General features: G+C 48.9%; 17 protein-coding genes and 1 pseudogene. 5 read left to right on the top strand and 13 right to left on the bottom strand.

Annotated elements, in window-relative coordinates:
- Nucleotides 1–17 precede the first annotated feature (17 nt).
- From murF to IKG78_RS12065, 6 genes are read right to left on the bottom strand one after another with little or no spacing between them, the layout of a single operon-like run.
- On the bottom strand, nt 18–1,403 hold the full coding sequence (murF, locus tag IKG78_RS12040) for a UDP-N-acetylmuramoyl-tripeptide--D-alanyl-D-alanine ligase (protein ID WP_290943773.1): 1,386 nt from the start codon (nt 1,401–1,403) through the stop codon (nt 18–20).
- Nucleotides 1,397–2,812 (bottom strand): UDP-N-acetylmuramoyl-L-alanyl-D-glutamate--2,6-diaminopimelate ligase, encoded by a 1,416-nt coding sequence (locus IKG78_RS12045; RefSeq protein ID WP_290943775.1) that lies wholly within the window; start codon nt 2,810–2,812, stop codon nt 1,397–1,399. The genes murF and IKG78_RS12045 overlap by 7 nt, the downstream gene beginning before the upstream one ends.
- Complete coding sequence (locus IKG78_RS12050) at nt 2,812–4,698, bottom strand: penicillin-binding protein (RefSeq protein WP_290943777.1); 1,887 nt, start codon at nt 4,696–4,698, stop codon at nt 2,812–2,814. The genes IKG78_RS12045 and IKG78_RS12050 overlap by 1 nt, the downstream gene beginning before the upstream one ends.
- On the bottom strand, nt 4,691–5,008 hold the full coding sequence (locus IKG78_RS12055; protein ID WP_290943779.1) for a hypothetical protein: 318 nt from the start codon (nt 5,006–5,008) through the stop codon (nt 4,691–4,693). Before IKG78_RS12055 ends, IKG78_RS12050 begins: the two co-directional genes overlap by 8 nt.
- The gene (rsmH, locus tag IKG78_RS12060; RefSeq protein ID WP_290943781.1) at nt 5,005–6,018 is read right to left on the bottom strand and encodes a 16S rRNA (cytosine(1402)-N(4))-methyltransferase RsmH; all 1,014 of its coding nucleotides are present in this window, start codon (nt 6,016–6,018) and stop codon (nt 5,005–5,007) included. Before rsmH ends, IKG78_RS12055 begins: the two co-directional genes overlap by 4 nt.
- A complete protein-coding gene (locus IKG78_RS12065; protein WP_290943783.1) occupies nt 6,008–6,481 on the bottom strand; it encodes an MraZ family transcriptional regulator in 474 nt (157 codons plus the stop codon). Before IKG78_RS12065 ends, rsmH begins: the two co-directional genes overlap by 11 nt.
- A 204-nt stretch (nt 6,482–6,685) precedes the next feature.
- Here IKG78_RS12065 and IKG78_RS12070 point away from each other — a divergent pair, with 204 nt between their 5' ends.
- On the top strand, nt 6,686–6,847 hold the full coding sequence (locus IKG78_RS12070) for a hypothetical protein (protein WP_290943785.1): 162 nt from the start codon (nt 6,686–6,688) through the stop codon (nt 6,845–6,847).
- A 253-nt stretch (nt 6,848–7,100) separates the two neighbouring features.
- A complete protein-coding gene (locus tag IKG78_RS12075) occupies nt 7,101–9,236 on the top strand; it encodes a T9SS type A sorting domain-containing protein (protein ID WP_290943787.1) in 2,136 nt (711 codons plus the stop codon).
- Between the two features lie 113 nt (nt 9,237–9,349).
- Here IKG78_RS12075 and IKG78_RS12080 read toward each other — a convergent pair whose 3' ends face one another.
- Complete coding sequence (locus IKG78_RS12080) at nt 9,350–10,375, bottom strand: FISUMP domain-containing protein (protein ID WP_290943790.1); 1,026 nt, start codon at nt 10,373–10,375, stop codon at nt 9,350–9,352.
- A 30-nt stretch (nt 10,376–10,405) separates the two neighbouring features.
- Entirely contained in the window at nt 10,406–12,280 is a 1,875-nt protein-coding gene (locus IKG78_RS12085; RefSeq protein ID WP_290943792.1) for an SUMF1/EgtB/PvdO family nonheme iron enzyme, read from the bottom strand.
- 488 nt (nt 12,281–12,768) lie between these two features.
- Between IKG78_RS12085 and IKG78_RS12090 the strand changes: the two genes are divergently transcribed.
- From IKG78_RS12090 to IKG78_RS20405, 3 genes and pseudogenes are all read left to right on the top strand, one after another.
- A complete protein-coding gene (locus IKG78_RS12090) occupies nt 12,769–13,602 on the top strand; it encodes a TIGR02147 family protein (RefSeq protein ID WP_290943794.1) in 834 nt (277 codons plus the stop codon).
- Nucleotides 13,589–14,563 (top strand): hypothetical protein, encoded by a 975-nt coding sequence (locus IKG78_RS12095; RefSeq protein WP_290943796.1) that lies wholly within the window; start codon nt 13,589–13,591, stop codon nt 14,561–14,563. Before IKG78_RS12090 ends, IKG78_RS12095 begins: the two co-directional genes overlap by 14 nt.
- 77 nt (nt 14,564–14,640) lie before the next feature.
- A pseudogene (locus IKG78_RS20405) lies at nt 14,641–14,691 on the top strand (hypothetical protein); the annotation flags it as partial.
- A gap of 1,718 nt (nt 14,692–16,409) precedes the next feature.
- Here the strand turns inward: IKG78_RS20405 and IKG78_RS12105 are convergent.
- The 5 genes from IKG78_RS12105 to IKG78_RS12125 all read right to left on the bottom strand — a co-directional run bounded on the left by IKG78_RS12105 (nt 16,410) and on the right by IKG78_RS12125 (nt 20,510).
- Nucleotides 16,410–17,006 carry an ABC-type transport auxiliary lipoprotein family protein gene (locus tag IKG78_RS12105; protein ID WP_290943800.1) on the bottom strand — a complete coding sequence of 199 codons (597 nt, stop codon included), beginning with the start codon at nt 17,004–17,006 and terminating at the stop codon, nt 16,410–16,412.
- A 15-nt stretch (nt 17,007–17,021) separates the two neighbouring features.
- Nucleotides 17,022–17,945 carry an MlaD family protein gene (locus IKG78_RS12110; protein ID WP_290943802.1) on the bottom strand — a complete coding sequence of 308 codons (924 nt, stop codon included), beginning with the start codon at nt 17,943–17,945 and terminating at the stop codon, nt 17,022–17,024.
- Nucleotides 17,946–17,957: 12 nt separating this feature from the next.
- A complete protein-coding gene (locus IKG78_RS12115; protein WP_290943804.1) occupies nt 17,958–18,740 on the bottom strand; it encodes an ATP-binding cassette domain-containing protein in 783 nt (260 codons plus the stop codon).
- An 8-nt stretch (nt 18,741–18,748) separates the two neighbouring features.
- Nucleotides 18,749–19,813 (bottom strand): ABC transporter permease, encoded by a 1,065-nt coding sequence (locus tag IKG78_RS12120; RefSeq protein WP_290943807.1) that lies wholly within the window; start codon nt 19,811–19,813, stop codon nt 18,749–18,751.
- 484 nt (nt 19,814–20,297) lie between these two features.
- Complete coding sequence (locus IKG78_RS12125; protein ID WP_290943809.1) at nt 20,298–20,510, bottom strand: hypothetical protein; 213 nt, start codon at nt 20,508–20,510, stop codon at nt 20,298–20,300.
- Nucleotides 20,511–20,635: the final 125 nt, after the last annotated feature.

Consider the following 20,635-nt stretch of genomic DNA (forward strand, 5'->3'; position numbering starts at 1 on the left):
ACCTAAAAAACCTTACCTTAAAACCGGAGCACCGGAACCATGCGCAACAACGCATCTACCACTCGTTCCATGTGCATGCCGCGGCTACCCTTCACCAAAACCACGTCGCCTTCGGCAACCGTCTGGCTCAAGTGGCAAACAACATCTTCGAGCGAATCAAAGTGGAATACGTTCTTCATGCCTCTGGACTTCGCGCCTTCGACATACTTCTTTGCATCGTTGCCGAACGCGAGGAGCAAATCAAAATTCATTTCTGGCACCATAGCGCCTATCTGCTTGTGCAAATTGCCGCTTTCCTTGCCGAGTTCAAGCATATCTCCAAGTACTGCAATACGCTGACCTTTAACTTTCATGTTGCCAAGCGTTTGGAGCGCCATCTTCGTCGAAGACGGGTTCGCGTTGTAGCAGTCGGACACGATCTTGAAGCCGTTTGCATCCTTGATTTCCATACGCATGGTTGTGGATGTAAAGCCAGCAAGAGCTTTTGCAATATCCGCCTTCGGGATGCGGAACGCTTCGCCCACGGCAATCGCCGCGAGAGCGTCGTAAAGGTTATGGTCTCCAGGAACGTTGAGCGTAAAGTGCGTACGACCGACATAGAAATCGGCGCAGGAATTTTCGTTCCACTTGAGCTTTTCCGGCTTCACGACACCACGGCGTACGCCGAATGTCACGACCTTGTAATTCTTGGTCGCCTTCACTTTGCAAAGGCGTTCGTCATCGGCGTTCACAATCAACGTACCGCCCTTCTTGAGGCCAGCCGTAATGTTGATTTTTTCATTGAACACGCCGTCCAAATCACCGAGACGTTCAAGGTGGCTTGCGCCAATGTTCGTAATCACGGCAACATCGGGTTCAGTCGCGAGCGAAAGCGGGCGGATTTCGTCCGGGCCGCTCGTGCCCATCTCGATAACAGCAGCTTCGTGGCTGTGCTTCAGCTGGAAAAGCGTCATCGGCACACCGATATGGTTGTTGAAGTTTCCCTGCGTGGCATGGGTATTGAACTTCATCGAAAGCACGGCCTTCGTCATTTCCTTCGTGGTCGTCTTGCCGTTGCTGCCAGTAATGGCAACCTTCTTCAACTTGAAAAGTTTTTGATAGCCCTTGGCAAGTTTCAAGAGAGCCTTCGTCGTATCATCGACCGGAGCGTACATCTTGAAATTCGGATCGATAGCAGTTTCGTTAACAACGCTCATCAGAGCTCCATCCTTTTCCATTTGAGATACAAACTGGTGGGCGTCAAAGCGAGCACCCTTAATCGGCCAAAAGACAACGCCCTTGGCTTTTTCACGCGAATCCATGCAGAGATTCACCTTGCGTTTCAAGGTGCGGGCCGGAACGCCAACCGCTTCGGTCTCCAGAATCTCAAGCATTTCGCCAATTGTCAAATCAAGCTTTAGCATTGTTCCATCGCCTTCACCGCAATTTCGCGATCGTCAAAATGATGTTTGGTCTTGCCGATGATTTGATAATCTTCGTGACCCTTGCCCGCAATCACAAGCCAGTCGCCATTTTGCAATTCCTTGCAAGCGCGGTGAATCGCTTCTTCGCGGTTTTCCACAACTTCAAACTTGTCCGTCGTCATTCCCGCACGGACATCGTTAATGATGTCAGCCGGTTTTTCGGTACGTGGATTGTCGGAGGTGAGCCAAGCCTTGTCCGCAATGCGTTCTGCTATGGATCCCATAATGGGGCGTTTCGTCTTGTCGCGGTCACCCCCGCAACCGAACACGCACGAAAGCTTACCGCGGCAGAGGCTGCGAGCCGTGTTCAGCACACGTTCAAGAGCATCCGGCGTGTGGGCATAATCCACAATCACATGCTTTCCGTCCTTGTTCCAGACCTTTTCAAAGCGGCCAGGAACGCGAACCGTCGCAATCGCCTTGCGCATCGCATCTTCAGGAATGCAAAGAGCATCGGCCCATGCAAGCACCAAGAGCACGTTATCGACGTTAAAGTCGCCGCAAAGCGGAGTTTCAAATTTTTCCTTCGCGATCGAAGGAAGCGTAAATTCGAGGCCGTCTTCGGTATTCTTCACTTCGCCAGACGGTTTCACGTCCGCTTTCGCCTTGCCAAGTCTCGAAACAGCGACCTTGCGGCAATCAAGACCGTTAAAGAGCTTTTCGCCATGTTCATCGTCAATGTTGATGACAGCCACGCCGTTATCGGCAAGGTAATTCGTAAAAAGCAACTTTTTGGCTTCGAAGTACGCATCCATCGTCTTGTGGTAATCGAGATGGTCCTGCGTCAAGTTGCTAAAGAGCCCGCTCCTGAAACGGATTCCCGCCACACGCCCTTGGTGCAGCGAATGCGAAGACGCTTCCATCACGAGGTCCGAGCAACCCGCGTCAACAGCCTTTGCCGCAAACGCAAACAAATCGAGCTGCCCCGGAGTCGTAAGCGTCGCCGGAACGGACTTGTCGCCAACCTTGTTCAAAATCGTGCCAAGCAAAGCCGTCTTGCGGCCAGCTGCCTCAAGCATCGCATTCATGAGGAACGCGCTCGTCGTCTTTCCGTTCGTTCCCGTGACCGCATGGCAAGTGAGCTTGCTAAACGGATCCTTGTAGAAAATCTTTGCAGCTTCCAAGCGGGCAGCTTTTACGTCCGGGACCTGAATCCACTTGGACGTAAGTCCTTCCGGAGCCATCGTCTCGCCCACAACAGCAACAGCACCAGCTGCAATCGCACTGCGGGCAAAAGCTTCATAGCCATCCGCCGGAATGGAGAAGAACAAATTCCCCGGTTTCACACGGCGGGAATCATCACAAAGCCCCGTCACGGACAACTTTTCCATAAGTCCTTCCGAAATCATCAGCTTTTCTCCTTTAAGGTCAACTTGCAAACGACACCCTTCTGCAAAGCTTCTTCAGCCTTGGGTTCCTGAGCAACCACGCGACCCTTTCCTGTATATTCAACATTCATGCGGATGTTCCCCATCACTTCGAGAGCATCCTTCAACGAAAGACCTTGCAAGTTCGGCATCTTACTTGCTACAGCGTTACCGACCAAAAGCGTTTTTTGAGCAGGGCCGTCCGCATCGATTCTTTCCGAAATCACGCGATAGCCCTTTCCTTCAAAGCGGACGGAGCAGTGGTTTTTCTTAGCGTAATCTTTTGCAGCAGCCGTCGTCATCCCTGCAAAATCCTTATCGCAAGGCGAACCGAGCTTCACTTGCTTTAAGTTATGGGCAAGCGGAGAAAGCTGCGGATGGTAATAGATGCCTTCCATGATACGACGGAAGATCGGGCCCGCTGTAAGACCACCCACGTGTTTCCCTTGCGGGTCATCCACAAGCACCAAGCAAACGAAGCGGGTATCTTCGGCAGGAGCAAGCCCGATGAAAGATGCCACCTGAGAATTGCGGTCGTAAGAGCGAGTCGCTGCATTATACTTTTCAGCCGTACCCGTCTTGCCGCCAAACAGCACATCCGTAAGCTTGTGCGATGCCACGCGCTTTGCCGTACCGCTGTTCACCACGCGATTGAGCATCTTGCGGATTCTCGAAGCCGTCTTTTCCGAAATCACTCGACGGAGTTCCACCGGCTTGTTCTTTTCGACCACTTCACCCTTAGAATTACGCCATTCCTTCACAATCTGCGGACGCATGAGCAGCCCGCCATTTGCAATAGCGGCATAAGCCATCACCATCTGGATCGGCGTTGTCGAAACAGCATGTCCAAAGCCCATCGTCTTTAAAGTTCTGTCATCGCGAGAAAGTTCCGCCGGAGTCAAAAGCCTTCCGTTTTCTTCGCCGTCGTAATTGTCAAACGCTCTCGTGCCAATGCCAAACGCGCGAGCCATCTTGAACAAACGTTCCGCACCGACTTCGGAGGCGATCTTTGCAAACACGATATTCGAAGACTGCACCATCGCTTCGCTCATGTCCATATCGCCATAGACGTGCGTATCGCAAATCTTTTCGGATTTCGGGTTCCATTGCCAGCAGCGGCCTTCATTCGCAAAAACTTTTTCGGGGCTGACGGCACGGTTTTCGAGAGCTGCAGCAGCAGTGATGACCTTGAACGTAGAGCCCGGTTCATACGACATCGAAATGATTTCATTTTTCGCGACACGGCCAAGGCCCTGAATTTTGGAGTTCGGGTCAAACGTCGGATAGCTCGCCATCGCAAGGATTTCGCCTGTATAAGGATCCACGACAACGGCACTCGCGCTCGTCGCCATGAATTCAGCCACGCCATCCTTCAAAGCCTTCTCGACAATTTCCTGCATGTTGCGGTCAATCGTCAAAACAAGATTCAATCCAGACTTTGCCTCGACCACAGTCTTCGAGCGGTAATAAACTTCACGTTTCTTTACATCCTGGACACTCACGCGAAGACCTTCGTCACCACGGAGGTTTTCGTCATAAATCTTTTCCATGCCCATGCTGCCCGAGCCATTATAACCCACCTTGCCCACAATCTGCGAAGCAAGAGTCCCTTGCAAGAACAATCGGCTGTAGCCAAGATTGTCGCTCGTATCGCGCATGCTTTCCGCCAATACGACTCCATTGCGGTCCATTATCGAGCCGCGTTCTGCATACAAGTTCTTAGTATGCGTCACCATGGACTTTGTATTCACTTGATAAACATTGCGGTGCAAGACCTGAATATCAAAAGTCTGCAAAATAAGCACGCCAATCGTGCAAAGCACTAGACATTTCAACACAAACAGAGGATCTACGCTATACTTATTCATTAGACTCCCCTGTTACCATAATTTTCATCGGAACATCGTAAAGTCCAAGTTCCGCACTTTCTGCAAAATCCGCAAGATATTCCAACGAAGTCAACTTGTTGATTTCGAATTCCTGCAAAAGAATTTCGCGATTGAGCAAGTTCGCCTTTTCGCGAAGCCCATAGTACGTTCCATACAAACTGTTGATGCAGTTCTGCATATAAACAGGAACTATACAAACTAACAAGCCCATGATTACAAGTGGAATCAAGCTTCCCAAGAAGCCGTGCTTTTCAGCCTTTACTGTTTCATCCTGCACATTATCGATCATACTCTTTCATAGATCCTTAACTTTGCAGAACGAGCCCGACTGTTCCTGTTAATTTCATCTGCCGAGGGCAAAATCGGCTTACGGTTCACTTTCTTCAAGCGTTGGTGGTTACCACCGCATACGCATACCGGCAAGTTTTCCGGGCAAATGCACGCTTTTTCAAATTCTGCCGCGGTTTCCTTGACGCAGCGGTCTTCAACAGAGTGGTAGCTCATCACGACAAGGCGGCCACCCACTTTGAGACAATCGACAGCGGCGCGCAGGCTATCTTCAATCTGTTTGAGTTCGCCGTTCACTTCCATGCGAATCGCTTGGAATACGCGGGCCAAAAGGCTATTGGCTTCACGACGCTTGTCCGGGAACACCGCTTCGACAACAGTCTTGATATCACTTGGACGAACATCGCGACCTTCGGCAGCAATTTCGCTCACGGAATCTTTAATGCGAGTCGCAAGTTTGAACGCACGGTCCATATCGGCATTTTTGCGGAGAGCGGCGGCCAAATCATCGGCAGATACCGAGCGGAGCCATTCCTGCGCAGACACATTTTCGCGACGGTCCATACGCAAATCGAGCGGATTATCGCCCACGAACGTAAAGCCACGGCTAGAGTCATCGACCTGATGACTGCTGATGCCCAAATCGTAAAGAACGCCATCGAGCGTATTCGGCTCAATTTCGTTCCCGAGTTCGCTAAACTGAACCGGATGGACAATAAACTTAGGAGCGACACCGGCAAGACGTTTCGTTGCAAAAGCGACCGCTTCCTCGTCACGATCAAAAGCGTGGAGTGTTCCTTCAGGGCCCAAATTTTGGGCAATAGCGTAAGAATGACCGCCACCGCCAAGGGTGCAATCCGAATACGTGCCGTTCGGCTTGATATTCAAGCCTTCAAGGCATTCCTTAAGCATTACAGGATCGTGGTAGAATATTTTCCCTGCGACACCAGCGACCGCTGCTTCGGAAATTTCATTTATATGAACTTGTTTACGGAGGTTCTTATCTGCCATTAGCTCCCTCCGTCAAACCTTCACCATAGAACGCGGCATCGAAGTTGTCGATTGCTTCATTTGTCAGCAATCCATACTTTTCGTTGTAACGATCAGGATTCCATAATTCGAGAGTCTTACCGCGGGCCTGAACATAAAGCACCTCGTCTTTAAGGCCGGCATACTCCAGCAATATTTTGGGGAGTAAAATGCGATTCTGGCCATCCATCTCCACCACCGTGGGGCAGAGGCCTCTCCGAACTACGTCGGCTTGACGGCGGTCGGACCGGCTGTCCAAGTCCGCCATGAATTTCTCAAACTCCGGTAGGACAAACAACCGGAGGGTGCGGTCCGGGCCACGTGTGACCACGAACTCATTCCCTTCGGACTCCAAAAGCTGACGACGGAATTCCCTAGGGAAGGAGGTCCTTCCCTTTCCATCGATAGCCGTCTGGGCTTGTCCTATGAAAGATGTGAAACTCATATTATTTGACACATTTTACCACAACACTTATCACACGTGGAAAATATACCCACTTTTCCACACTATGGCAATATAAAAACTGATTCAAGCTTAAAAAAAGCATACTTTCACGTTTTGTTAAACAAAATTTTACACAGAAAAGGGATCAAACGCTCGATCTGATGTAGTAATTACGTAAGTTTTTTGTTACAACAAGAAATTATAATGCACACAATAAGCGCTCCCGCCATCGAAACAGCACGCTCCGCTTTGAGCTATGAGGTCGGCACGCTGAACCTCTGGGCACGCTCCGCTTCGAGCATTGCCCATACCCCGAAGGGAGCCGTAGGCGACCGCACCCATACCCCATACCCCAAAGGGGCGTAAGCCCCGAGCCCACACCCCATACCTTCACTGGATCCCATCACTTCACTACGTTCCGTTCTAGGATGACCGTTGTCGCGACGCTCGCCCTACGCATTCTTCCACCTTCCTACTGCCTACTGTTTACGGACCTTCGGTCCTAACCACCAACCACTGCCTACTAACCACTGACCACTAAATCTTGTATTTCGCACCCGTATTTTATATCTTTACCTCTCAGTGGATGGAATTTGAGTGTGTGATTTAAGGAGATGTTATGAAAAAACTTTTAATTTCGACGGCATTGCTCGCCTCTAGCGCCTTTGCCGCATCTATTACAGTAGATCCCGCCTCTACGGCACAGAAAGTTGTCGGATTCGGTGCTGGCGCCGCCTATTATCAAAGCTGGATTACCGCCATGAGTACTTCGATGCAGAAGGACTTTTACGACACGGCTTTCACGGGCCTCAACCTCTCGTTGCTCCGCCTCGGCAACTGGAAACAAGAAGACACAACCAGCATCGCCGCAGATGTCGCCATCGTCAAGGCTGGTAAGCAGCGCCTCGGCAACCGCCTCAAAATCGAAATGTCCAGCTGGTCTGCACCGGCACGCCTCAAGCCAAGTGGAAGCGTCAACGGCAGCGTGAACGGCCAAAAGATCAAAAAACAGAACACGCTCAAGACTTCAAGCAGCGACCCGTACGGAAAGTTCGTCTATAGCGAATTCGCCCACTGGTGGAAAACGTCTTTGCAGTCCTACGAACAGATGGGTATCACCCCCGATTACATCAGCTTGCAGAACGAACCCGACATGGAAGCGGATTACGAAGAAACGCTCTTCGACCCCACCGAATCTGGCGAAGTCGCAGGCTACAAGCAAGCCCTCCAAGCCGTACGTGACTCCATCAGCACGCTTGCAAATCCGCCGAAAATCATCGGTCCCGAACCGCTCGGCATCGGCTACAACAATTTTGAAAAATACGCCAAGGCCCTCGACGACAAGAATCTCGACGGCTACGCCTACCACCTGTACCACGCTGGCGACGGCAACGACAACTCTGGCACGAATTACCTGAACCCGGAAAACTTCCGCAAACCGATGAGCGCCATCGCCAAGAGCTACGGCAGCGACAACAAGCCCATCATCATGACGGAATTCTGCACGATGGAAAGCGCAGTACGTCAACAGGACATGCTCGGCCTGGCTCACATCATGCAAGTCGGATTCACGGGCGGCAAGCTGAACGGTTATATCGCCTGGGAACTCTTCTGGGGCGAACAGAACGGTCAGCTCATCGGCGTGTGCCCGGGCAACGGCTGGAGCAGCTGCACCGAAGCAAAGCTCTACATCAACCCCGAATACCACGCCATGCGTCACTACTCCAAGTTCGTGAACCCCGGCTGGCGTGTCGTAAAAACCACTAGCGAAGGCAACGACCTCTACACCGTCGCCTTCCGCAGTGCCGATTGCGATTCCATCTCCGTTATCGCCATCAACAAAGGTTCCGCCCAGAGCTTGAACATTTCCGTCAACGGTTACACGCCGGTTTACGCGGTGCAGTCCGCTGAAAGCGGCGACAAGAGCAAGACCATCACCGCAGGGGCAAACATCGACGCTCCCGCAAAATCCATCACGACGGTCGTGTTCACCACGAGCAACACCGCAGCGCTCCAGTGCGAAGACTCCCCCATCGAAGATCCTTACATCGATCCTTCAAAACAGCTTGCCGATACGCTCGTGATTGTCGATTACGCTAACGAAACTGCTGCCACCGGCTGGAAGAGTGACGAAACGCTCGGCAAAGTCACATTTGAAACAACAGCCCTCGACGGCGTTTCTAAATACGTGAAGGTTCCGCTCGCAGGTTGCGCTCAAGACGATTGCGGCTACCAGCACGCCCTCTACACGCTCCCGGATGCAGCAGCCGTCAAGGAACCGCTTTCTAAATGCAAGGAACTCGTCTTCACGGTGCGCAGCATCGACAGCGAAGACGCTTCCGTGAACATCGGCGGCGCAGGCGGCAGCACTTGGAGCAGCTACCAGTACGGCAACACAGCTCCTGCTGGTTCCTGGGCAGAAGTATCTGTTCCGCTCGACAACGAAATCGACTCAACCGGAACGCCGTTCGGTTCTACACAGCTTTCGTTCAACAGCGACAACGCAGGTCTCCTCATTGCAAAGATTGTGGCCGTCGGCTGCGGAGGCAGTTCCTCCATCAAGGGCATGCGCACAAACTATGCATTCAACAACCGCAATGCAGAAGCAACCATTTTCGACATGAATGGAAACCTCGTGTGGAAAGGCAGCAAAGGCGAAGCTCTCAATGACAACGGAACTCTCAGACCGAGCCTTCGCCAAGGTGCATACATCTTGAAGACAAAGTCCAGCGTCCAACGCGTCGTCAAGAAGTAACGCAAAAAACGATTAACCGCAAAAACGGCCCGCAAACGCGAGCCGTTTTTATTAATTATATAAAGGTCTCCAAAACTTCATCATTCCGGCCTTGAGACGGAAACTTTATACAGTTAATTCTGTACGTTTCTCACAAAGCGAACGCATGCGTAAAAATCGCTACTAGGGCAATTACGGAAATCAACATCGTTGCTATTGGCTCTCAGCCCAATGCAATAAGGGCTTTCGTCTTTTTTCGATTCCGACGAAGTCCAGAACCACACCTGCGACTCGCCCGTTTCAGTATTCCGTTCCACCGGATAAGCACAAAAGCCAAACAAATCCAAGCCTTGATCGGCTTCGCCATGCCACTGGTTTGCAGACTTCAAAGCAGTCCCCGGATCATACCCCAGCGACTTGATATAAACGGCCAAGTCCTGAAAATCTTCTATCGTCGGAAGACGCCAACCTTCAGGAACATTCTTTAACGCTTCGTTCCAATCATAAATTCGTCCAAAATCTTCTCTGGAGCACTTTCTGCCAATCGTGTTATTGTGGCCTTTTTCTTCGTGGAAATTTTCAGCGAGCCATTCCTGATTGCCGATGACACAAGTTTTGTATTGCAATTGCTTCCGCTCTTGCTTATAAAGATAGCTGGATTGTTTATAACAAATTTCTAGAACCTTTTCAACAACCTTTTTCTCTATTAAAGGTTTGTGTTCCACGGCAACAGACATTTGCATCACATTCGTAAGCCATAAAACGACATCTTTCGCAAACTTTTCGGGCAATTCAAAATTTGCCATTTCATCCAAGCACAAATCTACCATCTGCTGTTGTTCATTCGGCGATTTATCCAAGACGGAATAGAGTTTTTGGGGAATTTTTCTGATATTTGCGACAAGCAGTTTATCACGCGCAACATCAAACGGAGCCGCTAGCGACATCAAGGACTTTGCAAATCGCGACGCGTTTTCTTCGCTAAATATTTCAACACCCCCAAAATCATCGGCAAGCCTTTTCAATTCAGCTTCAATCGTCCCCGCCTCAATCGAGGATACAATCTTCGGAAGGAACGAACCGCAATAGGGACACGCCACAAACAACTTCAGTTCCGCTTCGTCAAAATTCAGCGTCTTTCCACATTTTTTGCAAATCATACGTCAACTCCTTAAGTTCTTTTCCAAAAATTAAATCCGTCTCACCACTCTAAATCCGATCGGCATTACGGTATCGTCTTCTTCTGCCATATTGCGTGCCGTGACCAAGCAATTTTTTTCATTGCTTTTATAGCTGCCGCCACGGATGACGCGTTCAAAACCACTCGCAGGGCCGCGCGGGTTCATCTGCACAAAAGAACTATAATCCGCCCAATAATCATTGACCCATTCATAGACGTTGCCGATCATGTCGAACAGGCCCAATGCATTTTCTTCTTTTTGAGCCACCGGCTGGACACGTCCATCAGAATTGTCCTTATACCAAGCACAATTTTTTAGAGGAATATCGCGGCACGAACTAGCTGCATATTCCCACTCCGCTTCAGTCGGCAAACGATAGCCGTCAACATCAAAATTGCAGTTTCCCTTGTCGTCGTAGCACGGGGTCAGCATTTCCATTTCGCTTAATTTATTGCAAAATCGGGTCGCCTGCAAAAAAGAAACACCGTAAACAGGCAACAAATCGCCCTTTATCAAAACCTGATTCATTTCGCCCATGATTTCTCTCCACTCCGCTTGCGTTACAAGTGTAGTCTTCATCATAAACGAATCCAACGAAACAGAATGAGCCGGCCTCGAATCCTTCGGTCCTTCGTCTGAACCCATCGTAAAAGACCCCGCCGGGACCATCACAAACAAATCATCGGCAACGGCGTCAAAGTCCTTGAAAACCAATGAAATCATACCGTCCATCTTGGCAGAGAGCTTCACTGCGGTTTCCCTGTTATCGATGAACTTTTTCATGTCGCGTTCTAAGTTTGATTTTTGGACGGACAAATCTCTCACAGCATGTTCAAGGATTTCCCGATTCTGAGAATCAACGCTCATCATGGACCTAAAATGCTGTAAATACTTATTCAATGTTTTAATCTTTTCGAACAATCCCTGAACGCGTTCCGCATCCGCATTGATATGCTTACGGAACAAAGACTTGAGACGTTTTTGAAATTCCTTCTTTTGGTCGATTTTCAAACAGTTTATTTCATCAAAAATACTTTCAAGCGTTTTGCCTCTATAACCATAAGATTTTCGTTGCAGAGAACTATAAGCGACAACACCTTCGTAAGGGATCGCATTGCTTTTCAAAACATCGACAACGTTATTTAATATTTTATCTATATCATCTTGATACCGACGTTCTGCCTTGTTACAGATTACAGCAATCTGGACTCCGTGAATTTTAGAACGAGCATCCTTTAAAAATTCCACACTAGAATCGTCCAAAGAATCCGCGACTTCAAGATCTACAAACCAAAGCAACATTTTCGTTTGGCGAATAAACGACCTTCCCGAAGCATCGACAAAACAAATACGTTCAAAATTCTTTGACATCGGAACATGAACCTCGACCGAGGGCATCAAATTCTTCAAATTAAAATTAAAGGATTTCAAGAATTCATGGTCCATCCGTTTATAAGCGTCTGCCCCCAGTTCCACGCAAGCCCCATTCGCCGTCAAGCCGAAAACATTTGGAACATCTCCGCTAATGACATAAGCCGAAACAGCCGTTTCCGGGCTATCATTTACCGGGAACACCACATCTTTTGAACAAAACAAACTATTGCAGAACGTAGATTTTCCGCTACCCAAACGACCCGCCAAAGTAATCAAGTTCTTGTTATAAAAATTTTTATGGCGGATAAAAAACTCCATGTCGAAACTTATATTTTGCAATTCCAGCAAAGCATCAGAGCATTCAGGAAAACCATCGTCTCCCTTAATATAGTCCATGTAGTCTTTTTTTATCAGTTGCCTAAATCCATCTAAGGCCGCGCTTGAATTCGGCTTGGCAGACAACAGCATCGACACCAACTCAAAACGCCCCTGCAAATCATACAATTCCATTAAGCGTTCCTCGTCCTTAGCCTCGTCACATTGCAAACACTCAAATCCATCATATTCTGAATGTAAAAAAAATCAGTAACATTTAAAGCGGGCTCATTGAATTAATCCGCGTATTTCGAAAAAAAACGCACTAAACAGAAACAACGGCATCTCGAAAGGGAGGTGCCGTTGTTTTGGTGTATGGGATGTTTGGTTTTGTATCTATAAGATAGTTTAATTTGGAATATTCGACGCTTTTTTTGGTACTTTTCCGATGTAAAGTTTTACAACGCTTTACAACATTTTTTTTGAGAAAAAGCTTCCCCACTTATTTTTATTTTTTTCCCGACTCTCTATTCACCGATCAACTTCTGTATATGCAACGGCATGTAGTATATAGAAAATAAAAGTGATTAAAATTATAAAAATCTTTAAATTTTAAAAAAATTCTGCATTTTTGTTGCATGAAATGCTTGACTTTTTGAGAAAACACATGTATATTTTGAAGTATGAAACCGATTGTCGAATATACAGACTTCCGCATGTATATGCGCGACTTCTACGAAGAACGTAAGCGTTGTTCCGCCTTCTCTTGGCGGGAGTTCTCCAAAAATGCGGGATTCAGCTCCCCATCTTATATGAAAGTCGTGTGCGACGGCAAAAGCAAGCTGAGCCGCATCGGTGTAGAACGCACGGGAGCCGCTATGGGGCTTTCGGGGTTCGAAATGGACTATTTCCGAGCGATGGTCGTATTCGGTCAGGCCGAGACGGAAGAAAAGAAAGTGGCCGCATACGAAAAGATGCTTGCTATGGCAAAATCTTACAAAGTGCGAGTCCTGGAAGGCGACCTTTTTGAATACTATGAATCGTGGCGTAATCCCGTGCTCAGGGAGCTTGCCCCGATTATGCCGGGTGCGACTCCGGGCGAAATGGCGAAAATGTGCTACCCGGAAATTTCCGCGCTTGAAGTTCGTGAGTCCCTCGATTTTCTCACGAAATCGGGCCTCTTGAAAAAAGAAGACGGAAAGCTTGTGCAATCGGAAACTTCGCTGAGAGGTACGACGGATGCGACAAGGCTTGCCATGAGGGGCATGCATCGTATCATGTCCAAATTGGCGACCCCCGCCTTGGAACTTCCTAAAGAAATTCGTAACTTTAGCGGTGTCACCATGGGACTTTCTCGGGACTCGTTTGGGAAAATCGTGAAGGTTCTGGATGAATGCCGCCGACAAATTATCGACATTGCGGCTGAAGAAAAAAACATTGAACAGGTTTACCGATTGAATTTACAGCTTTTCCCGCTTACCAAGAACGTCAAGGAGAACGAAAATGAAAAAGTTTAGTCTGTTTACGCTTTTTGTTTTTGCGGTATCCTTTGAGGCATGTTTGTTTGCCGGATGTTCCGATACGACAGCGATGGGCACGTCCGAAGAAGGGAATGAAATGGCGGAATATGTGTCATCGAGTTCCGAAGAATCTTCCAGCTCGGAAAAAATCCGTTCCGATAAATCGAGTTCTTCGACGAAATCGTCGAGTTCTTCAGCAAAACCGTCGAGTTCTTTCACGGCTAACGAACCGGAAATGTCGAGTAGCTCTGTAAAATTGCTGAGCAGTTCGTCTGAAAAAGAGCATAATAACCAAAGTCGTTCAAGTTCCTCGGTGCGAGATGTTCAAATTCCGATTTCATCCAGCAGTTCTGTGGTGCGGAGCAGTTCTTCTGAAGATCCGCCAAACCCGCAAGAAGGGACCGCAAAACCGACGACGCTGGATAGTTACCTGGAGCAGTTTAAGCTTCAATCGGGTTCGTTTGATGAAGGCGTTTTGTCTGCAAAGATTGATAATGGTGGAAAGGTTAGCACCCCCTATGAAGGAGAGAAACCGCCTACTTCAGCAGTGGATCCAGAATATACGGAACTGTACCGGTTTGACAAAAAGAACATTGGAGAAATCGATGCATTCTTCCCGACTGCGGCTAAAAAATATGCGGAAATCGTTTCGGCTATAAAGAATGGCAGCGTCGAGAGCGATTGTGGACTTTATATGTTGAGTATTGTCGGCAATAAAAAAGTTGCAGGATTCGTCTTGGCTGGAATTGCTAAAGATTCGCTTACGTTATTGGATATTCCGGCGGGCAGTTGCCCATCGACTGCTGGCAAGATGTCGCAATTCTTGTTCTACTACTGCGGTGAATTGATTCGTGAGCCCAAAATTGTTCATGTTCCTGTAGAAGATAATTTGTCAACAACATGCGCTGATGTAAAAACTCAGACAGAATGGGTGAAGGGGAGTTCCTTAACTCCGTAGAAAAGAAGTTATAAATTTAGGAGGTTCATCATGAAACCGATAAAGTATATCGGCGTTGCCTTGGTTGCGTCCGCCGTGTTTGGAGTCGTGGCTTGCGATACCGAAAGTCTCAGTGCTCCCGATTTTAACGGCACGAAATCTTCTGCTGTCGAAAAGTCGAATCCGCAGTCTTCTAGCGAGCTGCAGACGGTGGCAAGTTCTTCGTCTGAAATTGCGTTAAGCTCTGGGACGGTGGAAACTTGCGTTCACTTTAGCGATCTTGCTTGTGAGCCGTGCCCTCCCGGAGTAACATGCACATGCAATCCGTGCGACCCGCAAAAAACTTCGTCTGGCGTAGATTGCCATACAGGAAACGGTGTTGTCTGCATCGACGGCGAATGGGCGTGGATGTCGAAATCCGACAGCGTTTTTTCAACCCCTGTGAAGAGTTCGTCTTCTGTTGCGAAACAGTCCAGTTCTTCGGTCCACTTGACGACTTATTGCAACGGAATGCATGTCTATGAACCGATCGAATGCCCCGAAGAAAAATGCCGCGATTTTAAAAACATGTGTCCGCCATGTGACCCTGTGGTAGGTTGTAATTTGACGAACGTTCCTTGCAACCAGTGCAATCCAGATGTCGATAGCACATCAAGCGATTGCGAAACAGGAATAAAGTACGTTTGCAAGAATCGTCTTTGGACACCAGTAGAAGACCCCAACGAAACATGCAAGCATATTACCGATTTCGAAGGGTCTTACAGCTGTGCCAATCAAAACGGTAGTACGGCTGTTGATTGCATTACCGGAAGTAATTTCCAATGCCAAAGTAACCGCTGGCAAAATGTTGCTTGCCTGAACATCAAACCGGACGAGTGCAAACCGGGAATGGGTGGCTGTGGCTATCGCCTCTGCCAACGCAACGGCATTAAGGAAATAGCCGACTGCGAAAATAGTGTTGTTTACGTTTGCAACGGCGAAATGTGGGAAGTCAAGAAAACAGAAAAGAATCAGCATTGCGCCCGTGGCGAGCTCGAGTATTGCGACGCTTGCTTTGAAGAAGGAAAAATCGAAGGGCACTACAAATGCGAAGGTGGCAAGTGGAGAAAGTATGGCATGGGTGACGACATTTGCGAACATATCACTGACGTCAAGTGCGAATTCGGAAATGATGGCTGCGGTGCTTGCGACGCTCCTGAGAATAAAGAAGTGAGAGACTGCGCTACAGGACAGGGCTTTGTTTGCCAAGATAATTTCTGGACTGCGCTTGTTGTCGATTGCGACGCGTTGATTCCTGAGTGCGGCTATAGCGAATATGAACTTTGTACAAAGTACAACCTCAAGGAGTACTGCAATGACAAATGGCTGAGCGAACCCTGCGACGGAAAAGAATCTAGCAGAGACTTGGTCGTCTATGAAAATGGGGAAAAGCTGACAAACCGAGGCGGAAATTACATCTGCGTTAATGGCAAATGGATTGAACGTTTCAGGTATTACGAATGCGGCGAAAAAGAAGATTGCGATCGTACATCTATACGCTGCCAGGCAAGCCCGGCTATCGGTACCGCTTGCGATAAAGAAGGCGCATCCACCGAATTTGATGGTTGCGTGCTCCTCTGCAGCGGCGGCGCCTACTTGTACGCTCCTCCGCCAGTATGGTGATAGAGCTGTTAAAAGCCCGTTTTCGTCCTACAACACTGATGCCGGAGCAAAGTCCGGCATCATTTTTTCATAACATTGTCACCCCGGACTAAGGTTGGTGAGCTTGCCGAACCATTCCGGAGGCAGCTTACTCGATTCTTTATTGCAGATACGGGTTCTATTACAAACCTTCCTACTTCCTACCGCCTACTTCCTACTAATACCATCACTTCACTTTAGCGATATTCTCGAGCGCATCTTGCATGAATTTTGCATAGAGCTTCGAAAGTGCTTCGGCGACGGAATGAGCGTCGCGCTTGCTCATGCCCTGGCGTTCGTCGTAGCGTTTTTCCCACAGCGGCGTGTCTTCGCCGACTTTGCGGAACGTGAGCTGCATAGCGAGGTGTGCGTCCTGCGAACTGCCTTCGTCAATTTCTTCAATCGCATCCACATTGCCAAGCAGTTCAAAGTCGGGCTTGCCCATCGGCTTCAAATCCACAGATTTGAACATGTTGCTCTTGACCAAGTATTCGCCTGCGACCTGCGTGAGCATCTGTTCTGGGCGTGTGGCCCACAAGTCCAAACTGTAAAAGCTGAAATCGTAAGGCGATTCCCTATAGACGATGTTGCTACGCTGGTACGACGGGTCAATCGTAAATTTCTTGACGTGAACGCGTGCGTCGCTTGCTGCACCTGCTACCGTCGAAATGGATTCTGCGGAAACCGTAAAATAGCGGGAAGGTTCGGTCGAACCGCCAACGCAACCCGTGAGCATAGAAACGGAAAGGAGTGCTGCAACAGCGAACAAACGACTTGCTTTCATAATCAATTCTCCTTTTTAGCGACCGCTCTTGCCTTCGGAGCGGATCAGTACAGACGGGTTGTTCTTAATTTTCTGTGTAAATTCTTCAAGGTTTTCAAGAATCGTGTTGAGTTCTTCCACGGCGTTGCCCACTTGGTCCTGATTCCTATAGACCATGGCATCAACATTCTGCGAAAGCTTGTTCATCGATTCGGCTGTCTGCATCAAGTTGTCGTTCAGGCCTTTGGTGTCGATGGCTTCCAGTTTTTCCTTGAGCGTCGAGAGGCTTGCATCCGCCTTGGCGGCAAGCTTCGCTTCTTCGACTTCGGCGAGAATCTTTTGCAGAGAAACCGCGGACTTGCTCATCGTGTTGAGCGGCTTTCTGATGTCGGCTGTCAAACGGCTCAGGTTTTCTGTGGTCTTTTCGAGGTTCGCGAGCGTGCGAGAAATGCTTTCGGCATTTTCTGGCGTAAGCAAGCGGTTGAGCCCGTCTATAATCGGCATGACTTTGCCAAACGCATCTCCGACTTTGCCTGTAATCTGGTCAAACATCGAAACCGATGCCGGCACAAGTCCGCCTTCAGGGACGTTCGGCTCGTTGAAATCGCCGCCTGAAAGGATCACCTGCTTTTCTCCGGTGAGGTTCATGCCTGCCGTCATGCCGGCTCGTGTGCCGACTTTGATCGGCGTGCCGCGTTGCACCTTGAACGCAACCACAACTTGGTTCAAATCTTTTTCGTTGATGGTAATGCTTGTAACGCTACCGACAGAAATACCATTCAACTTCACCTTTGCATCGACAAAAAGCCCGTTCACGTCCGTATCGAAAATCGTGTAGTAATTGTCGAATTGTTCGCTCAAATAACGCTTGAGCACGTAACCCAGGAACACGCAAATAAGCACTCCGCAAAAGAGCATGAACGCGCCTAGTTTAATTCTTTCGGATCGGGTGGTTTCCATTATATCTCCAACTCAATCAATAAATTCAAAGTTGTAAAAATCAGTGGCATTGTTTTCTTTGGGGCATTGTCTGTTAAAGAAATGCCTAAGAATCGGGTCGTCAGATTCCATGCCTTCTTTCAAAGTCGCATCTTTCAGAACGTAACCTTCTTTGAGATAAACAAATCGGTCGCAGACGATTTTAATGCTTTCGAGTTCATGGCTCACAATCACCATCGAAACGCCGAGCGTGTCACGCAGTTCGAGGAGCAGTTCGTCGAGCGAACGGGCGGTCACCGGATCAAGGCCCGTCGATGGTTCATCGCAGAACAAAAGTTCCGGCTTGAGCGCAATCGCACGGGCAAGTGCCGCACGCTTTTTCATACCGCCAGAAATTTCGCCGGGGAACTTGTGGAACGCGTGGAGCAGATGTACTTTTTCGAGGCGGTCTGCGACAATCGCTTCCATCTGGCTCTTGGGCATGTAGGGCATGCTGCGTTTGAGCGGAAGCATCGCGTTTTCGGCGACAGTCAAGTCCGCAATCAAAGCTCCGCTCTGGAAGAGCACGCCGGTTCGCATACGCGTTTCGCTATCGAGACCCTCCTTGGGACCGAACGACTTTCCGAAGTACGTGATCGTACCTTCGTCCGACTTGATGAACTTGAGCACGTTGTTTAGAAGCGTTGATTTGCCGCAGCCGGAACTGCCGAGCACCATGCGGATTTCGCCTTTGCGCACGCCAAAAGAGATATCCTTGAGGATAGTCTCGTTGCCGTAGCTCGCTTTCAAATGGTCAACTTTCAGAATTTCATCCATATTGACCTCTAATAGAAGATGAATGCGAAAAGGGTATCCGAAATCACAATCGTGCAAATCGCAGCGACGACGCTAGACGTCGTTGCCTTGCCGACCGCTTCAGCACCGCCGTGGGCGTTTAAGCCCTTGTTGCAGGCGATGAGCGTTACAATCCAGCCAAACACAAGCGCTTTGATGGTACTTTTGAGGAACGTCATCGGGTCGATACCGTCACGCAGCCCCATCATGTAGTTCGAGAAAGAAATATCGCAGAAGAAATACGCAATGAGGAACCCGGCGAAACTGCCGACGATAGACGCGCTGAACGAGAGAATCGGTGTCGTGACGCTCAATGCGATGAATCGCGGAACCACGAGGTACTGCACCGGCGGAATCGCCATGGACTTTAACGCTTTGACTTCTTCGCAGACGCTCATGTTCGCAATTTCTGCCGCCATGGCGCTACCGGAACGCCCTGCCAGAATAATCGTCGTGAGGAGCGGGCCAATTTCTGCAAAAATGAGGAACCCAAGCCCCGAAGCGAGGTAAGAACCGCCGCCGACCGCGTTCAACATCACCGAACTCTGCAAAGCCATCGTAAGGCAAATCAAGCCCACGAACAAAAAGCAAATGCCCATGGCTTCGCTGCCCGACTTGAACATCTGCTTGGTAATGCCGCCAAAGTGGATTTTTCCCTTATCAAACGGCCCAATCAACGTCCAGTAAATTGACATGAACAGCAATACAAGCACTTCGAACGTTTCGCGGAGCAGCATGAAACCGACGCTACCCATCATTTCGAGGATGTTATTCGTTTCTCGCTGCGGCTTTTCGGGCGGCTCCATCTTGCGGAGATTCTGCAAATGCTGCTTGATTTCCGGGTTAAAATGCGCGAGGACGAGCTTGTTGCCCGTTTTTTCGGAAAGTTCTGCTAAAAGTGCAAAAAACGCATCGGCGCTGTAGTCCATCGAGGTGAGGCTTGATCCGTCCAGATAAAGCTCACCTTTACTGAGTGCACTCCTGCAATTCGTGAGCAGCTTTTTGCTGTTCGCCGCGGTGAGTGCGTTGGGTAAAACTATCGATGTCGTTTCCATTGGGCGATAATTTAGAAAATTTATGAAATATGGGTATAGCAATTATGCCCGACTTGTAAATATACGTGATGAAATGCAATAGGTTTTAGGGATTAGGTAGTAGGTGGTAGGTTTTAGGTAGTAGGAACGTCATCCTGACCCGTAGGGGATATATGAAACTTGGCACTTCAGTGCCTTAGTTGAATTATACTCAAAGAGCATAACTCTACTAGGCCACTAAAGTGGCGAGTATCGTTTAGGTTCGAAGGAGCAGGATCCAGTAAAGTCTTGTCAAGCGTGGCCCCTATCGGTCATCCTGCGGATTCCCTCCAGGGTGACAGAATGCGATGGAATCACGAGGATTTCCTTACACAGAACCCCTCACGTCCTGGAGAGAGCACTGAAGCCGTCATCCTGAACGACTGTGAAGGATCCAGTTAAACCTTCTTTAAGCAAAAAGTCCGGCAGAAACACCGGACTCAAATAATCGCAAAATTTCGTCAATTTACGATTTGCCGAGAGCCGCCTTGATGGCGAGAACGTCTGCTTCAGAAAGTTCGGTATATTTGACAGTTTTATCGACAGATTCGTTATCCAACAGCATGTTCGTCGCCATTTCGCGAGCTTTTTGATTGCGACCATAACGCATCCCCGTATCAATAGCGGCTTTATGGATGGCGTATTCGTCCCATTTGGCTTTCTGTGCTTCGTCGATCATTTTCTGTTCCTCTTTCGATAATTTAGCCAATTTCGCAGTCGAAAACAAGCGTGCGAACTTTTGGCTGTCTTCCCCGGCCAAGTGTCGTCATCCTCGAAGCGAAGCGGAGGGGATCCAGTCAAATC

This window comes from Fibrobacter sp. (genome assembly GCF_017545445.1).
Taxonomy (GTDB): domain Bacteria; phylum Fibrobacterota; class Fibrobacteria; order Fibrobacterales; family Fibrobacteraceae; genus Fibrobacter.

Coding starts and splice junctions, on each gene's coding strand:
- IKG78_RS12120 (WP_290943807.1), bottom strand. CDS start 19,813: ATGGAAACGACATCGATAGTTTTACCCAACGCACTCACCGCGGCGAAC.
- IKG78_RS12105 (WP_290943800.1), bottom strand. CDS start 17,006: ATGAAAGCAAGTCGTTTGTTCGCTGTTGCAGCACTCCTTTCCGTTTCT.
- IKG78_RS12050 (WP_290943777.1), bottom strand. CDS start 4,698: ATGAATAAGTATAGCGTAGATCCTCTGTTTGTGTTGAAATGTCTAGTG.
- IKG78_RS12110 (WP_290943802.1), bottom strand. CDS start 17,945: ATGGAAACCACCCGATCCGAAAGAATTAAACTAGGCGCGTTCATGCTC.
- murF (WP_290943773.1), bottom strand. CDS start 1,403: ATGCTAAAGCTTGATTTGACAATTGGCGAAATGCTTGAGATTCTGGAG.
- IKG78_RS12075 (WP_290943787.1), top strand. CDS start 7,101: ATGAAAAAACTTTTAATTTCGACGGCATTGCTCGCCTCTAGCGCCTTT.
- IKG78_RS12045 (WP_290943775.1), bottom strand. CDS start 2,812: ATGATTTCGGAAGGACTTATGGAAAAGTTGTCCGTGACGGGGCTTTGT.
- IKG78_RS12090 (WP_290943794.1), top strand. CDS start 12,769: ATGAAACCGATTGTCGAATATACAGACTTCCGCATGTATATGCGCGAC.
- IKG78_RS12115 (WP_290943804.1), bottom strand. CDS start 18,740: ATGGATGAAATTCTGAAAGTTGACCATTTGAAAGCGAGCTACGGCAAC.
- IKG78_RS12125 (WP_290943809.1), bottom strand. CDS start 20,510: ATGATCGACGAAGCACAGAAAGCCAAATGGGACGAATACGCCATCCAT.
- IKG78_RS12085 (WP_290943792.1), bottom strand. CDS start 12,280: ATGGAATTGTATGATTTGCAGGGGCGTTTTGAGTTGGTGTCGATGCTG.
- rsmH (WP_290943781.1), bottom strand. CDS start 6,018: ATGGCAGATAAGAACCTCCGTAAACAAGTTCATATAAATGAAATTTCC.
- IKG78_RS12095 (WP_290943796.1), top strand. CDS start 13,589: ATGAAAAAGTTTAGTCTGTTTACGCTTTTTGTTTTTGCGGTATCCTTT.
- IKG78_RS12065 (WP_290943783.1), bottom strand. CDS start 6,481: ATGAGTTTCACATCTTTCATAGGACAAGCCCAGACGGCTATCGATGGA.
- IKG78_RS12055 (WP_290943779.1), bottom strand. CDS start 5,008: ATGATCGATAATGTGCAGGATGAAACAGTAAAGGCTGAAAAGCACGGC.
- IKG78_RS12070 (WP_290943785.1), top strand. CDS start 6,686: ATGCACACAATAAGCGCTCCCGCCATCGAAACAGCACGCTCCGCTTTG.
- IKG78_RS12080 (WP_290943790.1), bottom strand. CDS start 10,375: ATGATTTGCAAAAAATGTGGAAAGACGCTGAATTTTGACGAAGCGGAA.